A 17,883-nucleotide genomic window follows, 5' to 3' on the forward strand; every position below is an offset into this window, starting at 1 on the left:
ACGCAGGACTGATCGGGCGCGCTGGGTCATGACGGCGTTCCGAAGCAGAGGACTGAAAGATGGCTGACGAGAAGAAGGCCGACTCGAAGGAAAAGAAGAGCAAGAAGCGCGGCAAGGAAGAAGCCAAGAAGGTCGGCTTCGCTGCGAACATCGAGGAGGGTCTGAAGGCCCGCTCGGCGCGCCTCAAGGACCGCTTCCGCGCGGAAGGCGTTCCTTCGCTCATGAAGGAGCTGGGGCTCAAGAACCCCATGGAAGTGCCGCGGCTGGAGAAGATCGTCGTCAACATGGGTCTGGGCGAGGCGCTCGCCAACAACAAGATCCTGGAGTCGGCGGTGGACCAGCTGGCCGCCATCACCGGTCAGAAGCCGGTCGTGACCCGCGCGCGCAAGTCCATCGCGAACTTCAAGCTGCGCCAGGGCCAGGCCATCGGCGCCGCTGTCACGCTGCGTGGCGACCGCATGTTCGAGTTCATGGACCGCCTCATCACCGTCGCGCTGCCGCGCGTGCGTGACTTCAAGGGCGTGTCCCCGAAGGCCTTCGACGGGAAGGGCAACTACACGCTCGGCGTGCGTGAGCAGATCATCTTCCCGGAAATCAACTACGATCAGATCGAAAAGGTGAAGGGGCTCAACATCAGCTTCGTCACCACCGCCCGGAACGACGAGCAGGGCCTCGCGCTGATGCGTCACTTCGGCATGCCGTTCCGTCAGTAACCGAGCCCAGGACTCCCATCGATCATGGCCAAGCTCTCCAAGATTGCCCAGGCGAAGCGCAAGCTGAAGTTCCCCGTGCGTCAGTACAACCGCTGCGGTCTCTGCGGTCGTCCTCGCGCCTTCCTGCGCAAGTTCAAGATGTGCCGTATCTGCCTGCGTCACCGCGCCCTGCGCGGTGAGATCACCGGCGTCACCAAGTCGTCCTGGTAGGCGCTGGACCCGGAACCCCGTCCCTGTCCTGAAGAGGGCAGGGCGGTGTCCGGTTGAAGTGGATGAGAAGTGGCGGTCGTCGCGAACCCCCGGGATGGGCCCGGCAGGCGCGGTGGCCGCAAATGCGGTGAGTCCTCATGGGACCGCTGCTTTGCTTGAAGGTGCTTCATGCCGGTCAATGATCCCGTCGGCGACATGCTGACCCGCCTGCGCAACGCCTCGCGTGCGCGGCACGACAAGGTCGTCATTCCCCACTCGAAGCTCAAGGTGGAGATCGTCAAGGTCCTCAAGGACGAGGGCTACATCGGGGATTTCACCATCCACGAGGTCGCGCCGCAGAACGAGATCACCGTCCAGCTGAAGTACGGCCCGGACCGCAGCCCTGCCATCACCGGCATCCGCCGCGTGTCCAAGCCCGGTCTGCGCCGCTACGTCGCGGTGCGTGACATCCAGCCGGTGCTCGGCGGCATGGGCATCTCCATCCTCTCCACCTCGCGCGGCATCCTGGTGGACACCGAGGCCCGGAAGCAGAAGGTCGGCGGCGAGCTGCTCTGCACGGTCTACTAGCCAGGAGCCTGGGTGTAGCGCCCCGAGAGGAGCGCGCCCCGGGCGACGACAGCACGAGGCAATCATGAGTCGGATTGGAAAACTGGCGATCAAGCTTGGCGACAAGACGAAGGTCAACGTCGCCAACCAGCAGGTCAACTTCGAAGGCCCCAAGGGCAAGCTGTCCGTCAAGCTCCCCGCCAAGGTGAAGGTGGAGGTGAAGGACGGCCAGGTGACGGTGCAGCGTGAGGATGACTCGCGCGAGGCCCGCAGCCTGCACGGCCTGACGCGGACCATCCTCGCCAACGCGGCGAAGGGCGTGTCCACGGGCTTCGAGAAGCGCCTCGACATCCGCGGCGTTGGTTTCCGCGCGGAAGTGAAGGGCAAGGCCATCCACTTCTCGCTCGGCTACTCCCACCCGGTGGTGTTCAACCTGCCGGAGGGTGTGACGGCGGAAGTCGACAAGACCTCCCGCACCGAGGACAGCCTTCCCACGGTGGGGCTCACGCTCCGCTCGGCGGACAAGGAAGTCCTGGGCGCCACGGCGGTCAACATCCGCTCGCTGCGTCCGCCGGAGCCCTACAAGGGCAAGGGCATCAAGTACGCCGAGGAGCGCATCCGTCGCAAGGAGGGCAAGACCGGTACGACCTAGTCGTCGCCGCGTCTTCGCCGAGCATTCAACCCCGCCGGGCCTTGAAGCCTGGCGGAATCATCCGGCGGCGGAAGGCCGCATCGCCGCCGGACGGAAAAGGAAGCAGCCATGTCCAAGACTGTCGATCAGCGCCTCAAGAGGAAGAACCGCATCCGCAAGAAGCTCTCCGGAACCACGGAGCGTCCGCGGCTGTCGGTCTACAAGAGCCTCAAGCACATCTACGCGCAGGTGGTGGACGACTCCACCGGTCGCACGCTGGCGTTCGCGTCGTCCCTGTCCAAGGAACTGAAGGGCAAGGACGAGGGCGACAAGAAGGCCGACGCGAAGCGCGTGGGCTCCCTCATCGCGGAGAAGTGCAAGGCCGCCAACGTCGATGCGGTGGTGTTCGACCGCAACGGCTTCCCTTACCATGGGCGCATCGCCGCCGTGGCTGACGCCGCGCGCGAGGCCGGCCTGAAGTTCTAGGTACCAGAAAGGAATTCCTCAAGTGGCAACTCCGATCAATCCGAACGATCTGGACCTGACCGACCGCGTGGTGAATATCAACCGCGTGGCCAAGGTGGTGAAGGGTGGCCGCCGGTTCTCGTTCGCCGCGCTTGTCGTGGTGGGCGATGGCAACGGTCACGTGGGCGTGGGCCTGGGCAAGGCCAACGAAGTCCCCGAAGCCATCCGCAAGGGTGGCGAGAACGCGAAGAAGAACCTGTTCCGCGTTCCTCGCATGGGCCACACCATCCCGCACGAGATCCTGGGGCACTTCGGTGCCGGCTGGGTGCTCCTGAAGCCGGCCTCCGAAGGTACGGGCGTCATCGCCGGTGGCGCGGTGCGCGCGGTGCTGGAGGCGGCGGGCATCCGCAACATCCTGACCAAGAGCCAGGGTTCGCGGAATCCTCACAACGTGCTGAAGGCCACGGTTGCGGGCCTGAAGCTGCTGCGGAGCGCGGAGCAGGTCGCGCGGCTGCGTGGCAAGGACGTCGAGACCCAGAAGCTCGCGGGCGAGGCGAGGGGCTAGTCATGGCGCTCAAGGTTAAGCTGACGAAGAGCTACTCGGGTTCGTCCGAGGACATGCTGGCCACCATCAAGGGCCTCGGTCTGAAGAAGTTCGGCGACGAGCGGCTGTTGAAGGACACCCCGGCGGTGCGCGGCATGGTGTTCAAGGTGAAGCACCTGGTCTCCTTGGAGACGGTCAGCCAGGAGGCCCCGGCGCCCAAGCGCCGCAAGCCCCGGAAGATTGTCGCCCGGGACCGCGCCCTGGAGCGCCTGGCCGCCACGGCCAAGGCCTGAGAACTGAGGATCCAACATGAGCATCCTGACCAATCTGAAGCGCCCTGAGGGCTCCTGGCACCGCAAGAAGCGCGTGGGCCGTGGCCAGGGTAGCGGCCTGGGCAAGACGGCCGGCCGCGGCGGTAAGGGCCAGAAGGCCCGCTCCGGCAACATGCGGTTCGAGGGCTTCGAAGGCGGCCAGAGCCCGCTGCAGCGCCGCCTGCCGAAGTTCGGCTTCAACCCGCCCAACCGCACCACCTACGCGGTGGTGAACCTGGGCGACCTGGAGCACACGTTCGACGCCGGCGCCACGGTGGACGAGGCCGCGCTGAAGCAGGCGGGCCTGGTCAAGGGCCGTTATGATGGCGTGAAGGTCCTGGCGCACGGCGAGCTCGCCAAGAAGCTCACCGTGAAGGTGAACAAGGTGTCCGCGGCGGCTCGCGAGAACATCGAGAAGGCGGGCGGCTCCGTGGAGGAGCTCCCCCTGGTGGCGCACAAGCCGGAGGCGGCCGCCAAGGCCCACGCCGGCAAGGGCGTCAAGGCTCCTCGCCAGCCCCGGGCGTAGGCGTGACCGGCGCGCATCACGGTGATGTGGTGCGCGTCCCCAGCCTTGTGTAGGCTTCCGCGCCCCTTTCCGGAACCGGAGAGGGGCGTTTGTTGTTGCTGGCAGAACCTCTTGAAGAGGATGGCATTACCGTGGCCCTGAACGCCTTCGCCAACGTCTTCCGCATCGCGGAGCTGCGCAGCCGGCTTGCGTACACGCTCGTGCTGCTGTCCGTCTACCGCATCGGCATCTTCATCAACACGCCGGGCGTGGACCGCTCCGCGATGAACGCGTTCATGGACGCCCAGAAACAATCGGGCGGCCTCGTGTCGCTGTTCAACCTCTTCTCCGGCGGCGCGCTGGAGCAGATGTCCATCTTCGGTCTGGGCATCATGCCGTACGTGAGCGCCTCCATCATCATCCAGCTCCTGGCGGTGGTGGTGCCCAGCCTGGAGCGCCTGCAGAAGGAAGGCGCCGCGGGCCGCCAGAAGATCAACCAGTACACGCGCTACGGCAGCATCGTGCTGTCCGTCGTGCAGGGCGTGGGCATCTCGCGGTGGCTGGCCTCGCTGGGCCGCTCCGACGCGGGGCAGAGCGGCTTCAACCAGGTGGTGGTGCCCAACGACAACCTCTGGTTCACCTTCATGACGGTGGTGAGCCTCACGGCGGGCACGGCCTTCATCATGTGGCTGGGCGAGCGCATCACCGAGCGCGGCATCGGCAACGGCATTTCGCTCATCATCTTCGCGGGCATCGTGGCCCGCGTGCTGCCCGGCGCGAAGCAACTGCTGGACCTGACGACGCAGGAAGTGGTGAACGTGGCCGCGGTGCTGGGCCTGCTCTTCTTCATGCTCCTCATCATCGGCGTGGTGGTCTACGTGGAGCGGGGCATGCGGCGCGTGCCCATCCAGTACGCCAAGCGCATGGCGGGCCGTCGCATGTTCGCGGGCCAGGCCACGTACTTCCCCATGAAGGTGAACGCCTCGGGCGTGATTCCCCCCATCTTCGCCGGCGCGGTGCTGTCCTTCCCGGCGACGCTGGGCGCGTGGTTCCCCTTCCTGCAGGGTTTCCAGCGCAGCATTGAAGGCAACCTCTGGGTCTACAACGGCCTGTTCGTGCTGCTGGTGGTGTTCTTCTCCTACTTCTACACGGCGCTCACCTTCCGGCCGGATGACGTGGCGGACAACATCAAGAAGCAGGGTGGCTACATCCCCGGCATCCGCCCAGGCCGTCAGACGGCGGAGTTCATCGAGCGCACGCTCAACCGCCTCACGTTCGGTGGCGCCATCTACCTGGCCATCATCTGCGTGATTCCGTCTGTCATCAGCAGCGTGCTGGGTGTGCGGTTCACCTTCGGCGGTACGGCGCTCCTCATCGTGGTGGGCGTGGCGCTGGACACGGTGCAGCAGATCGAAGGTCACCTCATCAGCCGCAACTATGAAGGCTTCGCGGGTCCTCGCGGTCCGCGCATCCGTGGTCGGGTCCGCGTGGCGGCCTGACGGCAGTCGGTTGTGTTCCGGGCGCCTCTCCCCATTGGTGGGGAGGGGCGCCTCGTCGTTCAAGGGTGGACGTAGGTACAAAGGAGCGACATGAACCTCATCCTCTTGGGGCCGCCGAACGCCGGGAAGGGAACCCAGGCGAAGAAGCTCTACGCGGACTTCCAGATCCCGCAGATCTCCACCGGCGACATCCTGCGCAAGGCCGTGAAGGAGGGCACGCCGCTGGGCAAGGTGGCCGGTCCCCTGATGGCCGCGGGGCAGTACGTCCCGGACGATGTCGTCATCGGCATCGTGGAGGAGCGGCTGAAGGAGTCGGACGTGGCCCAGGGCTTCGTGCTCGACGGCTTCCCCCGCACGCCGGGACAGGCGGACGCGCTGGACCGGATGCTGGAGCGTCTGGGCAAGCAGCTGAACGCCGTGGTGTCGCTCGAGGTCCCGCACTCGACGCTGGTCGAGCGTGGCTCCGGCCGGCGCGTGTGCCCCAATGACGGAGCCGTCTACCACGTCACCCAGAGCCCGCCGAAGCGCGCGGGGCTGTGCGACAAGTGCAGCACTGAGCTCGTGCAGCGTCCGGATGACACGCCGGAGGTCATCGAGAAGCGCCTGCAGAAGTACGACGCGGAGACGTCCCCGCTGAAGGACTTCTACGCGAAGAAGGGGCTGCTCAAGAGCGTGGACGGCGTCGGGTCTCCGGAGGGCATCTACGAGGAGATCAAGAAGGCCGCTGGCCGTCCTGCCTGAGTCTGGGGCAGCCAGCGTGGCGAGGGCAGGGCCGGTCCGGACTGCCACCCCACCGGTCACGGGTTCCCGACAGAGCAGTGGACCGGTAGGGAAAGGGGCGGATGAACCCGGTGGAGCTCAAGAGTCCGGATGAGATCGCCCTGATGCGGGAAGCGGGGCGGATCGTCTGTGAAATCCTGGACGAACTGGAGAAGGCAGTGGCTCCCGGTGTCTCCACCTGGGAGTTGGACGCCCTGGCGGAGGAACTCATCGCCAAGAAGGGCGCCCGGCCGGCGTTCAAGGGCTACCACGGCTTTCCGGGCGTTCTCTGCGCCTCCGTGAACCAGGAGGTCGTCCACGGCATCCCCAACCGGAAGCGCAGGTTGGTGGCCGGGGACCTGATGAAGTTGGACTTCGGGGTGGTCTACCGGGGCTTCTTCGGGGACTCGGCCCGCACGGTCCCGGTGGGGAAGGTGACGCCAGAGGCCCAGGCCCTGGTGGATGTCACCCGGCAGTCCCTGGAGAAGGCCATCCAGGCGATGCAGCCGGGCAACCGGATTGGCGACATTGGCCACGCGGTACAGAGCCACGTGGAGGCCCGGGGGTTTTCCGTGGTCCGGGACTTCACGGGGCACGGGATTGGCCGGAAGCTGCACGAGCCGCCGCAGGTGCCCAACTACGGGCAGGCGGGTTCCGGGATGAAGCTGCGGCCAGGCATGGTCCTGGCGGTGGAACCGATGGTGAACCAGGGGACGCCCGACGTGGAGGTCCTGGAGGACGAGTGGACGGCCGTCACCGTGGACGGCAAGTTGTCCGCCCACTTCGAGCACACCATCCTGATCTCGGAGCGGGGCCCGGAAGTGCTGACCCGGCGTCGATGAGGGCCCTCGGACCCCGGGTGAAATAGAGTGATGTCAGAGGGTGTTGATAGAGGTCCAGATTTCAGATCGCGCGGCGCTTGCTACTTACGGACCAAAGTGTTATCCCGCCGCGCTTCCAGAAGGTTCGTGGTCCGGGAAGAAGGTTGACGCTTGCCGAAGGATGATTCCATCGAAGTCGAGGGGACCGTCATGGAACCCCTACCGAACGCGATGTTCCGCGTGGTGTTGGACAACGGCCACAAGGTGCTCGCGCACATCTCGGGCAAGATGCGGATGCACTTCATCCGTATCCTCCCGGGCGACAAGGTGAAGGTCGAGTTGTCGCCGTATGACCTGACCCGTGGACGGATCACGTACCGGGCCAAGTAATTCGCGCCGGCCGCCTGTGCGGACCGGCTGTCGTGCTTTTCACCGCTGAAGGAAGGAAGTTCGCTCCATGAAGGTTCGGGCGTCCGTCAAGAAGATCTGCGACAAGTGCAAGGTTGTTCGCCGCAAGGGCATCGTGCGCATCATCTGCGCCTCCAACCCCCGGCACAAGCAGCGCCAGGGCTAAAGAGTCCCCAGGGACTCTTCAGCCTCAGACCAACTCCACAACGAAGGAAGACCGAAGATGGCTCGTATCGCCGGCATCGATCTGCCGCCCAACAAGCGTGCGGTGATCTCGCTTCAGTACATCTACGGGATCGGTAACAAGACCGCGCACGACATCATCGAGGCGGCGGGCATCGATCTCACCACCCGGACCAAGGACCTCACCGAGGACCAGGCTCGAAAGATCCGCGAGATCATCGAGGCCAACTACAAGGTCGAGGGTGACCTCCGGCGCGAGGTGACCATGAACATCAAGCGGCTGATGGACCTGGGTTGCTACCGGGGTCTGCGTCACCGCAAGGGTCTTCCGGTCCGCGGCCAGCGCACCCACACCAACGCGCGCACCCGCAAGGGTCCCAAGCGCGGCATCGTTCGCGCGAAGCCGGCCGCTCCGGCCCGCTAAACCCTCTGGCGCCTGCCGCCTCACCCTGTGTGAGGCGCGGGCGTTGATCACCTACTCCCAGGAGCAGCGATTCACATGGCTGACGAGATCAATACCGCCGCCGCGCCGGCTGGTGCCGAGGGTGGCGAGACCCCTGCGGCGAAGAAGAGCAAGCGCAAGGGCAAGAAGAACATCCTCAACGGCGTGGTCCACATCCAGTCCACGTTCAACAACACCATCATCACGATCACGGACGTGTCCGGGAACGTGATCTCCTGGTCGTCGGCCGGGGCGCGCGGCTTCAAGGGCAGCCGCAAGTCCACGCCGTTCGCGGCGCAGGTGGCCGCTGGCGACGCCGCGGCGAAGGCGATGGAGCACGGCCTGAAGACCGTGACGGTGTTCGTGAAGGGCCCGGGCGCGGGCCGTGAGTCGGCGCTGCGCGCGCTGGCCGCCGCCGGCCTGAAGATCAGCCTCATCCGCGACGTGACGCCCATCCCGCACAACGGCTGCCGTCAGCCCAAGCGCCGCCGCGTCTAATCACCGCTTCGGGCCGGGGACCCGCCTCGCGGCGGGCCCGGCTCCAGACCATCTGCAAGGAGAGTTTCCGTGGCTCGTTATACCGCGAGCGCCTGCCGTATCTGCCGGCGCGAGAACCTGAAGATGTACCTCAAGGGCGACCGTTGCTACACGGACAAGTGCGCCATCGAGCGCCGCCCCTATCCCCCCGGTCAGCACGGCCAGGGCCGCGTGAAGTTCTCCGGCTACGGCGTGCAGCTGCGCGAGAAGCAGAAGGTCAAGCGCATGTACGGCCTGCTCGAGAACCAGTTCCGCGGGTACTACCACCGCGCGTCCGCGGCCAAGGGCAAGACGGGTGAGAACCTGCTGCAGCAGCTGGAGCTCCGTCTGGACAACGTGGTGTTCCGCATGGGCTTCGCGGACACGCGCAACGAGGCGCGCCAGCTGGTGCGTCACGGTCACTTCCAGGTCAACGGCCGCCGGGTGAACATCCCGTCGTTCGCCGTGAAGCCGGGCAGCGCGGTGGAAGTGGCGGAGAAGAGCCGCAAGGTGCTCCGCATCTCCGAGGCGCTGGAGACGGTGGACCGCCGTGGCGTTCCGCAGTGGATCGACCTGGACAAGAAGGCGTTCAAGGGCACGGTCAAGACGGTCCCGAACCGCGAGGACCTGACGATGCCCATCCAGGAGCAGCTCATCGTCGAACTGTACTCGAAGTAATCAGGGATGCCGGGTCCGCTTCGCGGTGGGCCTCTCCCGCGGTGGACGCCCTGGCCGACAAGGCCGGGGCGTTGTCGCTTTGTCGCCTGTCGTTTCATCGCCTGGAGGGCGCGTCCTGCGCGCGCCGGGCGAGGTTGTTAGGCAGTCCCCCCGCGTGCCCGTCCTCCCGTCACCCTGACGGGGAAGTGGGTGATGGCGCACGACCAGAGGAGCAGTCCCCATGGCCGACACGTTTGTTGCGAAGAACTGGCGCGACCTCATCAAGCCGCGCCGCATGGAAGTGGACCAGGACTCGCTGAGCCCCACGTACGGCAAGTTCGTGGCGGAGCCGCTGGAGCGCGGCTTCGGGACGACGCTGGGCAACTCGCTGCGGCGGGTGTTGCTGTCGTCGCTGCAGGGCGCGGCCATCACCTCCGTGAAGATTGAGGGCGTGGACCACGAGTTCACGACCATCCCCGAGGTGGCCGAGGACGTCACGGACGTCGTGTTGAACCTGAAGGAGGTCCTCCTCCGGATGCACACGAACGAGACGAAGACGCTGCGCATCGAGGTGGAAGGCCCCAAGGAAGTGAAGGCGGGCGACCTCATCGCGGACCAGGACGTGGAGATCCTGAACCCGGGTCACCACATCTGCACCGTGTCCGAGGGGGGCAAGGTGCGCATGGAGCTGACGTGCCGCCGGGGCCGGGGCTACGTGCCGGCGTCCACCAACAAGGTGCCGGGCGCGCCCATCGGGACCATTCCTATCGACTCGCTCTTCTCGCCCATCCGCAAGGTGAACTACCAGGTCACCAACGCGCGCGTCGGTCAGGTCACGGACTACGACAAGCTGTCGCTCGAGGTCTGGACGGACGGCTCCGTGGTGCCGCAGGACGCGGTGGCGTACGCGGCGAAGATCATCAAGGAGCAGCTCACGGTCTTCGTGAACTTCGACGAGACCGAGGAGCCGGTCGTCGCCGAGGCGCCGAAGGAAGAGGCCAAGCTCAACGAGAACCTGTTCCGCTCGGTGGACGAGCTGGAGCTGTCGGTGCGCTCCGCCAACTGCCTGCAGCAGGCGAACATCAAGTCCATCGGTGACCTGGTCCAGCGCACCGAGGCGGAGATGCTCAAGACGAAGAACTTCGGCCGCAAGTCCCTGAAGGAGATCAAGGAGATCCTCGCGGAGATGGGCCTGTCCCTGGGCATGAAGCTGGAGAACTGGCCGCCGAAGAACGCGCCGGCTCCCGCGGCCCCCAAGCGCCTAGAGCGTCGTCGTTTCTTGAAGCACCTGCCCTGGCTGTCCACTGACACGGCTTCACGGTGGCGCGAAGGCAGGGGGCCCTGGTACACAGGGCCCGATTCAACGGCGGCCCCTGGTGTCGGGGCCGTCCTTCCCACCCGGTACCTGATACGGCCGGAGTGGTGGGGCACTCAGCAAGAGGCCCCGGAGCACGCGCATGCGTCATAAGGTCGGACAGAGGAAGCTGCACCGCACTACGAGCCACCGTCTCGCGATGCTGAACAACATGGTCACGTCCCTGCTGGAGCACGGGGCCATCCGCACCACCGTTCCCAAGGCGAAGGAAGTCCGTCCGCTGGCCGAGCGCATCATCACGCTCGCCAAGCGCGGTGGCCTGTCCAACGTGCGCCTTGCTGCCCGCACCGTGAAGGACCGCGCGGTCCTCCAGAAGGTGTTCAGCGAGTACAAGGAGCGTTACGCCTCCCGTCCGGGTGGCTACACCCGCATCGTGCGCCTGGGCTTCCGCCGGGGCGACGCCGCGGAGATGGCCCTCATCGAGCTGGTGGACCGTCCCGCGAAGGCTCCGGCCGCCGCCGAGACGACCGAGGCTCCCGCCGAGGCGAAGACCGAGGGTTGAGCCGTTCCCCGTGCCCGGGTCTCACGTGAGTGAGGCCCGGCCGGGCTGAAGCAGCACAAAGGGCGCCTTCCTGCTTCAGGAGGGCGCCCTTCGTGTTTCCAGCGGCTGGGGAGGCCTGCCTCGCGGCGGGCTACTTCTTCGGCGCGAGGAGGCGCTTCCACTCCTCCTGGAGGGAGGGCGTGAGGTCGGCCTTGTCGTCCGAGCTCTTCATCGTCAGCGCCTGGAAGCGCAGGTCCGCGGGCGCGGAGCCGCCGTTCTTTCCCAAGAGCTGCTTGGGCGTGATGGTGACGAAGTTGCCGGGCAGCACCTCCGCCACCACCGCCTTGTACTCGTTGTTCACGGTGATGATGACGTCGCGCCAGGGGTCCTTGCTCTCGTTCCAGATGGTGACGGAGGGCCGGTCCAGCTTGTCGCTGAGCACCAGGCGCGCGTCCATGTCACCCGTGTCCATGGAGCTGCCCGGGCACGCGATGCCGAGGCTGGCGACGGACAGGACGAGCCAGCCCGCGACGATGCCGGCCTTGTACTTGAAGAAGCGGTCGCTCGCGCGGAAGTCCGCGAACTGCTCCTTCAGGATGGAGAAGGCGTTGAGGACGACGTTGGACGTCTCCTCCGCGACGCGCTTGCCCAGGGGGCCTTCCGGCTTCGGCTTCTCCAGCGGGGCCGCGCGGGCGGCGCTCACGGCGCGCATGCCGGGGCTGGTGGCCGCACGGGGCTGGGTGCCGGGGTTGCTTGGAGGGGCGGGTTTGCGCGCGTCGCTCATCGGAGGCCGAGTGTAGAGGGGGCGGTGCGTTGGTGGCTACTGCTGGCCCTTGAGCACCTGCAGGGCCTTGCTGGCCACCGCGTTGTCGGGCTGGGTCTCCAGCACCTTCCCCAGCCAGCGCTCCGCTTCGCTCGCGGCCTTCTGGCGGTCCTCGGGTCGGCGGGCCTTCTGGGCCTCCTCGGTGTAGAGCAGGCCCAGGCGCAGGGCGAACTCGGTGTTCTCCGGGTCCTTGTCCGCCACGGCCTTCAGCTCGCGCTGCGCGGCCGCGTAGTCCCCCTGCAACTGGTACACGAGCGACAGCTTGCCGCGCGCGGCCACCGAGTCCGGCGTCAGCGTCACCGCCACCAGGAAGGCCTCCTTCGCGGTGTCCAGGTCCCGGGCCTCCAGGCGCAGGTCGCCCAGGCGGAACCAGGCCAGGTCCAGCAGCGGGTTGAGCGCCACGGCCTTCTCGAAGGCGGTGCGCGCCGCGTCCGTGCGCTGACGCGTGAGGTACAGCTCGCCCAGGTAGAGCTGGTTCTTGCCGTCCTGGGGTGCGCGCTCGATGGCCTGCTTGAACTCGTCCACGGCGCGGCCGGCGTCATCCAGGCGCTGGTAGGCCAGCCCCAGCAGGGCGTGCACCACGGCCAGGTCCGGGTAGTCGTGGAGGATCTCCTCGAAGGCGATGACGGCGTGCTGGGGCGCGTCCAGCTCGTGCAGATAGCGCATGCCCTCCTCGAGCTTCGCCTCCGCCGCCTTGGGGAAGTTCTGGAACGGGTCCGCCAGCGGGTTCATCAGCGCCCGCGCGGTGGCGACCTCCGCGGGGGTGGGGTTGCCGCGCACGACGGTGCCCAGGGCCTCCACGGCGCCTGCGGTGTCGCCCGTGCGGGCCAGGGCCTTGGCCAGGGGCAGCTTCCAGCCCGCGCGCTCCGGGGCCAGCTCCACGGCCTTGCGCAGCGGGCCCAGGGCGGCGGCGTACTGCTCCGACTCCAGGCGCGCCACGCCCAGGCGGTAGTGGAACTCCGCGGTGGTGGGGGACAGCACGATGGCGCGCTCGAAGGCGGCCACGGTGGGGGCGCCGGCGTCGCGGGCCCTCGAGAAGAGGGTCAGGCCCAGCATGTACTGGTCCACCGCGCGCTCGTTCTTCGCGATGGCCTGGCGCAGCTCCTCCGCCCAGGCGTCCGCGCGGCCGGCCTTCACCTGGGCCTCGGTGAGGGCGCGGGCCACGTCCACGTCGTCCGGCGTGCGCGCGTGCAGCTCCCGCAGGAGCTTCACCGCCTCATCCGGCTGGTTGCCGTCCAGGTACGCGCGCGCCTGGGCCTGGGGCGTCAGCGCGGGGGCCTGGGCCTGGCCATGGCCGCAGCCGGTGACGAGCAGCCCCAGCCCCAGGAGGGCGGCGGGCCAGCGGAGCGTGCGGAGGCGGTTCGAGGGCGGCGTCAGGGGCACGGGGAGCTCAGGAGGCCTTGGAGGTGACGGAGGTGGTGAGCTGCGCGACGCCCTCGCGGTTCGGCGCGGCAACGGCGGTGTCCGGGTCGCCGCCCTTGCCACCCAGCGAGAGGCTGTCGGCGATGATCTGCGCGCGCACGGCGCGGGCGAGGCCTTCGCGGTCGTTGTCCGCGAAGCCGGTCGTGTCGATGGGGCGGCCAATCTTCACGCGCACCGGACCCGGGGTGATGTTCCACGAATTCTTGGGCATCACGTTGTCGGTGCCCTCGATGGTGACGGGGCAGATGGCCACGCGGGCCTTGAGCGCGAGCGCGAAGGGGCCCTTCTTGAAGGGCAGCACGCGGCCGTCCTGGGAGCGGGTGCCCTCCGGGTACAGGAAGATGCTGGTGCCGGCGCGGATCTTCCGGGCGGCCTTCTCCAGTGACGCGATGGCCGACGAGCGGTCCCCTCGGTCGATGAAGATGTGCCCCGCGAGCCACAGGTACCACCCGATGAGGGGCACGAAGCGCAGCTGCGACTTGGCGACGAAGCGGAAGTCCACGGGCACGGCGACGAAGTGCGCCGGGATGTCCAGGGTGGACAGGTGATTGCCCACGTAGATGGTGGGCCGCTTCGGGTCCACGTTCTCCTGGCCAATGACCTCCAGCTTCGCGCCCCCGGCCCACAGCAGCACGGGTGACCAGATGTGCCGGACGACCCACACCGAGCGCGACGAGTTGAGCGTCACCAGCATGGCGAGGCAGGCCAGCGGGAAGCAGACGATGGACCACACCGTGACCACCAAGATGCACCACAGCTTGCGCAGCATGCGTCGCCTTTCCTCCTACCGGGGGGCCTGAGCGCCGGAAGGGCCCCGGGGGTGCCGCTCCCCCGTCGTGCAGGCGGGCGACGCGGCATGGGCGCCGGCTCGGGCTCCTGGACGTGCGGAACGGGGCGGGGGCATGCACTTTATCTACCATGGCTCCCCTCGCCATTGTTTCTGGTGAATGCCGCTCGCTGGGGTTACAAGCAAGGGTGGCGTGGCCAGGAAAAAGTTCATCGCCATCGCGGGCAACATCGGGGCCGGAAAGACGGAGCTCACGTCCTTCCTGTGCCGGAAGTACGGCCTCACGCCGTCCTTCGAGCCCAATGACCAGAACCCCTACCTCGCGGATTTCTACAAGGACATGAAGACGTGGGCGTTCCGCTCGCAGCTCTTCTTCCTGACGCACAAGTTCCGCCTGCACCGGGAACTGGAGCGCACGCCCGGCACCGTGCTCCAGGACCGGACTCTCTACGAAGACGCGGAGATCTTCGCCAAGAACCTCCACCGGCAGCGGCTCATCGACAAGCGCGACTGGTCCACCTACTGGGAGCTGTACCAGACCATCTCCCAGTCGCTCCGGCCGCCCGACCTGATGATCTACCTGCGCTGCCCGGTGGTGACTCTGAAGGAGCGCATCCGGCTGCGCGGCCGGGCCATGGAGAAGGACATCCCGACCGCCTACCTGAAGCGCCTCAACGCCCTCTACGAGGAATGGTTCGAGGGCTACTCGCTGTCACCGGTGCTGGTGCTGGGGACGGACAAGCTGGACTACCTCACCAACCTGGTGGACCGCGTGGACCTCTTCCGACAGATTGAGAAGCACCTGTGAAGGAGGTCTACGTCCTGGCCACCGAGCAGTCCGTGCCGCCCTCTCTTGACGCGCTGCGCGCGGCGTTCGCGACGGACGAGGTGGAGTTCGTCCCGCACGAGGGTGACTGGGGCTTCACTGTGCGGGCGGACGGCTCGGAGGTGAAGGTGGTGCTCAAGCCCCTGAGCGACGGCCGCCCACGCGTCCCCCAGGAGCTGTTCAGCGGCAGTCCGGAGGCCTTCGCGCGGGTGGAGAAGTCGCAGGCCTGCTACGCGTTCCTCCTGGAGCCGGGCGGCGCGCAGCCCACGCTGCCCGTCTTCGAGGCGCTGTGGACCGTGCGCACGCTGATGGAGCAGGCGCCGGGCGTGCTCGTGGACCTGACGGCGTTCAAGCTGCACGAGCCTGAGGACGTGGTCGAGATCACCGAGCTGGACTTCGACATCCGCGACCACGTGCACCTGCACGCCATCGAGCTGGCGGAAGGGGACACGCCGCTGTGGGTGCACTCGCACGGGATGGAGAAGTTCGGCGCGCGCGACGTGGAGATCTTCCACCTGGGCGAGGGTGACCTCCTGGCCGCGGAGAGCTTCCTCCACGAGCTGTGCACGGACCTGGCGTTCGCGCAGGGGCCGGCGCTGCGCTCGGAGGTGGCCACCAGCGAGGGGCAGAGCTTCACGCTGGTGCCGTCGGAAGAGGCCCGCGCGAACCTGCTGGGCGTGCCGCTAGACGCCTTCGAGGGCCACGAGGGGCTGTTCCTCACGGTGGTGTCGCCCCTGGGCCGGCACAACACGGCGGAGCTCCTGGCGACATACCGGGAGCGCTTCGCCAAGGAGCCGGCCGAGCAGACCCAGGCCATGCACGAGGAGGCGCAGGCGCTGCTGCCCGCGTTCCTGGCGCGCTTCCAGCGCAAGGGGTTGATGGAGCCCCTCACGTTCCTGGTGCGGGCCCCCTTCGAGACGCACCCGGAGGGCGAGGTGGTGGTGGAGAACCTGTGGCTGGAGGCGGTGGCCCGGGACGAGGGCTCCGTCGTGGGCCGGCTGGTGGATGGCGCGGTGCACACCACGGAGTGGCGCAAGGGGGCCCACGTGGAGGTGGAGGAGAAGCAGATCAACGCCCTGGCCATCGCCCGGGAGGGCCGCGCGCTCAACGAGTCCGAGCTGCGCGCTCTTTTGAACGCCGAACGTCCCATGTAGCGCTGCGCGTCCAACCCGACGCGTCTTGCGGGCGCCCCGAGGGGCACTGCTAGGCTTCCCTCCCGAATGCCGGCATTGCTGCTGCTCACGGGGCCCTCGGCGGGGCGCCGGTACGAGGTCGTCTCCCAGCTGACCCTCGGCCGCAGCCCCTCCTGCGACATCCCACTGGAAGACGACCAGGTGTCGCGCCGCCACGCGCAGCTGTTCCTGGACACCGTCGCGGGACAGGTGCGGCTGCGCGACCTGGGCTCCACCAACGGCACGCTGCTCAACGGGCAGCGGCTGGCGCTCCAGGAAGAGGCGGTGCTGCGGCCGGGTGACCGGATGCGCGTGGGCGCCACCATCGCGGTCTATGAGCCGCCGCCGGTGTCCATCGTCGACGAGCCCTCCGGCGTGGTCGCTCCGGAGCCGGAGCACGTGCCGATCGAAGAGGTGCTGCCGCACGTGGGCGCGGCCGCGGCGATGTACTCGGCGGGGACGGCGCTCCTGGGGGCCACCAGCGAGGCCATGGTGCTGCGGCGGCTGTCGGAGGAGACGGTTCACGCGCTCAACGCGGACCGCGCCGCGGCGCTCCTGAGCGGGCCGGAGGGACTTCGCACGGCGGCGGTGTCCGGCGCTGTTTCCGTGGAGGTGCCTCGCGCGCTGGTGCAGGCGGCGCTGGAGCGCAAGGAGTTGGGGCGAACGGACACGGCGCTGTGCTCGCCGCTGGTGGCCTCGGGCGGGATGCCCTTCGGTGTGCTGTACGTGGAGCGTGAGGAGTCGCCGTTCACCGAGGGCGAGGGCCAACTGCTCGCGTCGCTGGGGCGGCTGGGTGGCGAGGCCTATACGGCGGTGCGCTCGCGCGGTGAGGCGGAGGCCGCGGAGACGCCGTGGGTGACGCCGCTGGGGACGTCGCGGGCGTTCCGGGGCGTGGTGGAGGAGGCTCGGCGTGCGGCGGGCAGTGCCGCCCCGGTGGTGCTGTTTGGCGAGCCGGGTACGGGCAAGGCGCTGCTCGCGCACTTCCTCCACGGGAAGTCCCCGCGCGCGCTGGGGCCGTGGGTGACGGTGGAGTGCCGCCAGTCGCTGGAAGCCGTGGAGGTGGCGCTCTTCGGCCGTGCGGGCGCTCCCGGCCAGCCTCCGGTGACGTCCGCGGTGCTTCGCGCGGACGCGGGCACGCTGCTGCTTCGCCACGTGGAAGCGCTCCCCCGGCCGGCGGCGGAGCGATTGGCTCGGATGCTGGCCCGTCGCGCGGCTCCAGCACGGCAGGGCGGAGAAGAGCCGGTGGACGTGCGCATCGTGGCCACGAGTGCTTCACCGGTGTCGCGGCTCGCGTCGCGGGGAGAGTTCGACGCGGCGCTGGCCCGGGGGCTCACGGGCTTCGAACTGGAGGTCCCGCCCCTGCGGGAGCGGCGAGGGGACGTGCCGGTGCTGCTGGAGCACTTCGCGCTGCGCGGAGCCCGGCAGGGCGGGCGGGAGGCGCCGGTGCTGGGACCGGAGGCCCGGCGCCTCCTGGCCGAGTATCCGTGGCCGCAGAACGTGCGCGAGCTGGAGTTGGTCGCGGAGCGGCTGGGGCGCGTGTACGCGGCGGGCCACGTGGGCATCCCGCAGCTGCCTCCGGAGGTGCGCGAAGGCGCGGTGGGGCAGGCGCCTCGCACGTTGCAGGAGCAGGTGGCCCGGCTGGAGCGCGACGCCATCGCGGAGGCGCTTCGCGAGTCCGGCTGGAAGAAGGTCCGTGCGGCGGAGCTGTTGGGCATCAGCCGGCCCACGCTCGACCGGAAGATGGAGGAGTACGGACTGACGCTGGAGCGGGGGACTCGAGGCTGAGC

General features: G+C 68.1%; 23 protein-coding genes and 1 pseudogene. 21 read left to right on the top strand and 3 right to left on the bottom strand.

What is annotated here, in order from left to right; genetic code table 11:
- The first annotated feature begins 59 nt into the window (after nucleotides 1-59).
- The 18 genes and pseudogenes from rplE to rplQ all read left to right on the top strand — a co-directional run bounded on the left by rplE (nucleotide 60) and on the right by rplQ (nucleotide 11,087).
- On the top strand, nucleotides 60-713 hold the full coding sequence (gene rplE, locus ACX114_RS15110; protein WP_120552132.1) for a 50S ribosomal protein L5: 654 nt from the start codon (nucleotides 60-62) through the stop codon (nucleotides 711-713).
- Between the two features lie 24 nt (nucleotides 714-737).
- On the top strand, nucleotides 738-923 hold the full coding sequence (locus ACX114_RS15115) for a type Z 30S ribosomal protein S14 (protein WP_014395873.1): 186 nt from the start codon (nucleotides 738-740) through the stop codon (nucleotides 921-923).
- Nucleotides 924-1,091: 168 nt separating this feature from the next.
- Nucleotides 1,092-1,490 carry a 30S ribosomal protein S8 gene (rpsH, locus tag ACX114_RS15120; protein ID WP_014395874.1) on the top strand — a complete coding sequence of 133 codons (399 nt, stop codon included), beginning with the start codon at nucleotides 1,092-1,094 and terminating at the stop codon, nucleotides 1,488-1,490.
- Nucleotides 1,491-1,554: 64 nt separating this feature from the next.
- Nucleotides 1,555-2,121: a 50S ribosomal protein L6 gene (gene rplF / locus ACX114_RS15125; RefSeq protein WP_014395875.1), complete on the top strand. Its 567-nt coding sequence runs from the start codon at nucleotides 1,555-1,557 to the stop codon at nucleotides 2,119-2,121.
- A 108-nt stretch (nucleotides 2,122-2,229) separates the two neighbouring features.
- A complete protein-coding gene (rplR, locus tag ACX114_RS15130) occupies nucleotides 2,230-2,586 on the top strand; it encodes a 50S ribosomal protein L18 (protein WP_014395876.1) in 357 nt (118 codons plus the stop codon).
- Nucleotides 2,587-2,608: 22 nt separating this feature from the next.
- Nucleotides 2,609-3,130 (top strand): 30S ribosomal protein S5, encoded by a 522-nt coding sequence (gene rpsE / locus ACX114_RS15135; RefSeq protein ID WP_014395877.1) that lies wholly within the window; start codon nucleotides 2,609-2,611, stop codon nucleotides 3,128-3,130.
- Nucleotides 3,131-3,132: 2 nt separating this feature from the next.
- Nucleotides 3,133-3,402, top strand: coding sequence for a 50S ribosomal protein L30 (rpmD, locus tag ACX114_RS15140; RefSeq protein ID WP_120552129.1), 270 nt, complete (start codon nucleotides 3,133-3,135; stop codon nucleotides 3,400-3,402).
- A 16-nt stretch (nucleotides 3,403-3,418) separates the two neighbouring features.
- Nucleotides 3,419-3,946, top strand: coding sequence for a 50S ribosomal protein L15 (gene rplO, locus ACX114_RS15145; RefSeq protein WP_459298754.1), 528 nt, complete (start codon nucleotides 3,419-3,421; stop codon nucleotides 3,944-3,946).
- Between the two features lie 131 nt (nucleotides 3,947-4,077).
- Nucleotides 4,078-5,424, top strand: coding sequence for a preprotein translocase subunit SecY (gene secY, locus ACX114_RS15150; RefSeq protein WP_459298756.1), 1,347 nt, complete (start codon nucleotides 4,078-4,080; stop codon nucleotides 5,422-5,424).
- A gap of 90 nt (nucleotides 5,425-5,514) precedes the next feature.
- Nucleotides 5,515-6,165: an adenylate kinase gene (locus tag ACX114_RS15155; protein WP_459298758.1), complete on the top strand. Its 651-nt coding sequence runs from the start codon at nucleotides 5,515-5,517 to the stop codon at nucleotides 6,163-6,165.
- 101 nt (nucleotides 6,166-6,266) lie between these two features.
- Nucleotides 6,267-7,025 carry a type I methionyl aminopeptidase gene (gene map, locus ACX114_RS15160; protein ID WP_459298760.1) on the top strand — a complete coding sequence of 253 codons (759 nt, stop codon included), beginning with the start codon at nucleotides 6,267-6,269 and terminating at the stop codon, nucleotides 7,023-7,025.
- A gap of 150 nt (nucleotides 7,026-7,175) precedes the next feature.
- A complete protein-coding gene (gene infA / locus ACX114_RS15165; RefSeq protein WP_002614803.1) occupies nucleotides 7,176-7,394 on the top strand; it encodes a translation initiation factor IF-1 in 219 nt (72 codons plus the stop codon).
- A 67-nt stretch (nucleotides 7,395-7,461) separates the two neighbouring features.
- Complete coding sequence (gene rpmJ / locus ACX114_RS15170) at nucleotides 7,462-7,578, top strand: 50S ribosomal protein L36 (protein ID WP_043321360.1); 117 nt, start codon at nucleotides 7,462-7,464, stop codon at nucleotides 7,576-7,578.
- Nucleotides 7,579-7,635: 57 nt separating this feature from the next.
- Nucleotides 7,636-8,019, top strand: coding sequence for a 30S ribosomal protein S13 (gene rpsM, locus ACX114_RS15175; RefSeq protein WP_014395883.1), 384 nt, complete (start codon nucleotides 7,636-7,638; stop codon nucleotides 8,017-8,019).
- A 75-nt stretch (nucleotides 8,020-8,094) separates the two neighbouring features.
- Nucleotides 8,095-8,535, top strand: a complete 441-nt coding sequence (rpsK, locus tag ACX114_RS15180; protein ID WP_014395884.1) for a 30S ribosomal protein S11 — start codon at nucleotides 8,095-8,097, stop codon at nucleotides 8,533-8,535.
- 69 nt (nucleotides 8,536-8,604) lie between these two features.
- On the top strand, nucleotides 8,605-9,231 hold the full coding sequence (gene rpsD, locus ACX114_RS15185; RefSeq protein WP_014395885.1) for a 30S ribosomal protein S4: 627 nt from the start codon (nucleotides 8,605-8,607) through the stop codon (nucleotides 9,229-9,231).
- 220 nt (nucleotides 9,232-9,451) lie between these two features.
- Nucleotides 9,452-10,468 (top strand): annotated as a pseudogene (locus tag ACX114_RS15190) (DNA-directed RNA polymerase subunit alpha); the annotation flags it as partial.
- 199 nt (nucleotides 10,469-10,667) lie between these two features.
- Nucleotides 10,668-11,087: a 50S ribosomal protein L17 gene (gene rplQ / locus ACX114_RS15195; RefSeq protein ID WP_223743466.1), complete on the top strand. Its 420-nt coding sequence runs from the start codon at nucleotides 10,668-10,670 to the stop codon at nucleotides 11,085-11,087.
- 130 nt (nucleotides 11,088-11,217) lie between these two features.
- On the opposite strand, the gene ACX114_RS15200 is transcribed toward rplQ, so the two are convergent.
- From ACX114_RS15200 to ACX114_RS15210, 3 genes are all read right to left on the bottom strand, one after another.
- Nucleotides 11,218-11,778 (bottom strand): hypothetical protein, encoded by a 561-nt coding sequence (locus tag ACX114_RS15200; RefSeq protein WP_459298765.1) that lies wholly within the window; start codon nucleotides 11,776-11,778, stop codon nucleotides 11,218-11,220.
- 108 nt (nucleotides 11,779-11,886) lie between these two features.
- Nucleotides 11,887-13,272 (bottom strand): tetratricopeptide repeat protein, encoded by a 1,386-nt coding sequence (locus tag ACX114_RS15205; RefSeq protein WP_459298767.1) that lies wholly within the window; start codon nucleotides 13,270-13,272, stop codon nucleotides 11,887-11,889.
- A 7-nt stretch (nucleotides 13,273-13,279) separates the two neighbouring features.
- Entirely contained in the window at nucleotides 13,280-14,080 is an 801-nt protein-coding gene (locus ACX114_RS15210; protein WP_459298769.1) for a lysophospholipid acyltransferase family protein, read from the bottom strand.
- Nucleotides 14,081-14,291: 211 nt separating this feature from the next.
- On the opposite strand from ACX114_RS15210, the gene ACX114_RS15215 reads away from it, so the two are divergent.
- The 3 genes from ACX114_RS15215 (at nucleotide 14,292) to ACX114_RS15225 (ending at nucleotide 17,881) form a co-directional block, all read left to right on the top strand.
- A complete protein-coding gene (locus tag ACX114_RS15215; RefSeq protein ID WP_223743470.1) occupies nucleotides 14,292-14,906 on the top strand; it encodes a deoxynucleoside kinase in 615 nt (204 codons plus the stop codon).
- Nucleotides 14,903-16,078, top strand: coding sequence for a DUF2314 domain-containing protein (locus ACX114_RS15220; RefSeq protein WP_223743471.1), 1,176 nt, complete (start codon nucleotides 14,903-14,905; stop codon nucleotides 16,076-16,078). The genes ACX114_RS15215 and ACX114_RS15220 overlap by 4 nt, the downstream gene beginning before the upstream one ends.
- 66 nt (nucleotides 16,079-16,144) lie before the next feature.
- Entirely contained in the window at nucleotides 16,145-17,881 is a 1,737-nt protein-coding gene (locus ACX114_RS15225; protein WP_459298772.1) for an FHA domain-containing protein, read from the top strand.
- The last annotated feature ends 2 nt before the right edge of the window (nucleotides 17,882-17,883 follow it).

It is taken from the genome of Corallococcus sp. M7, from assembly GCF_054512695.1.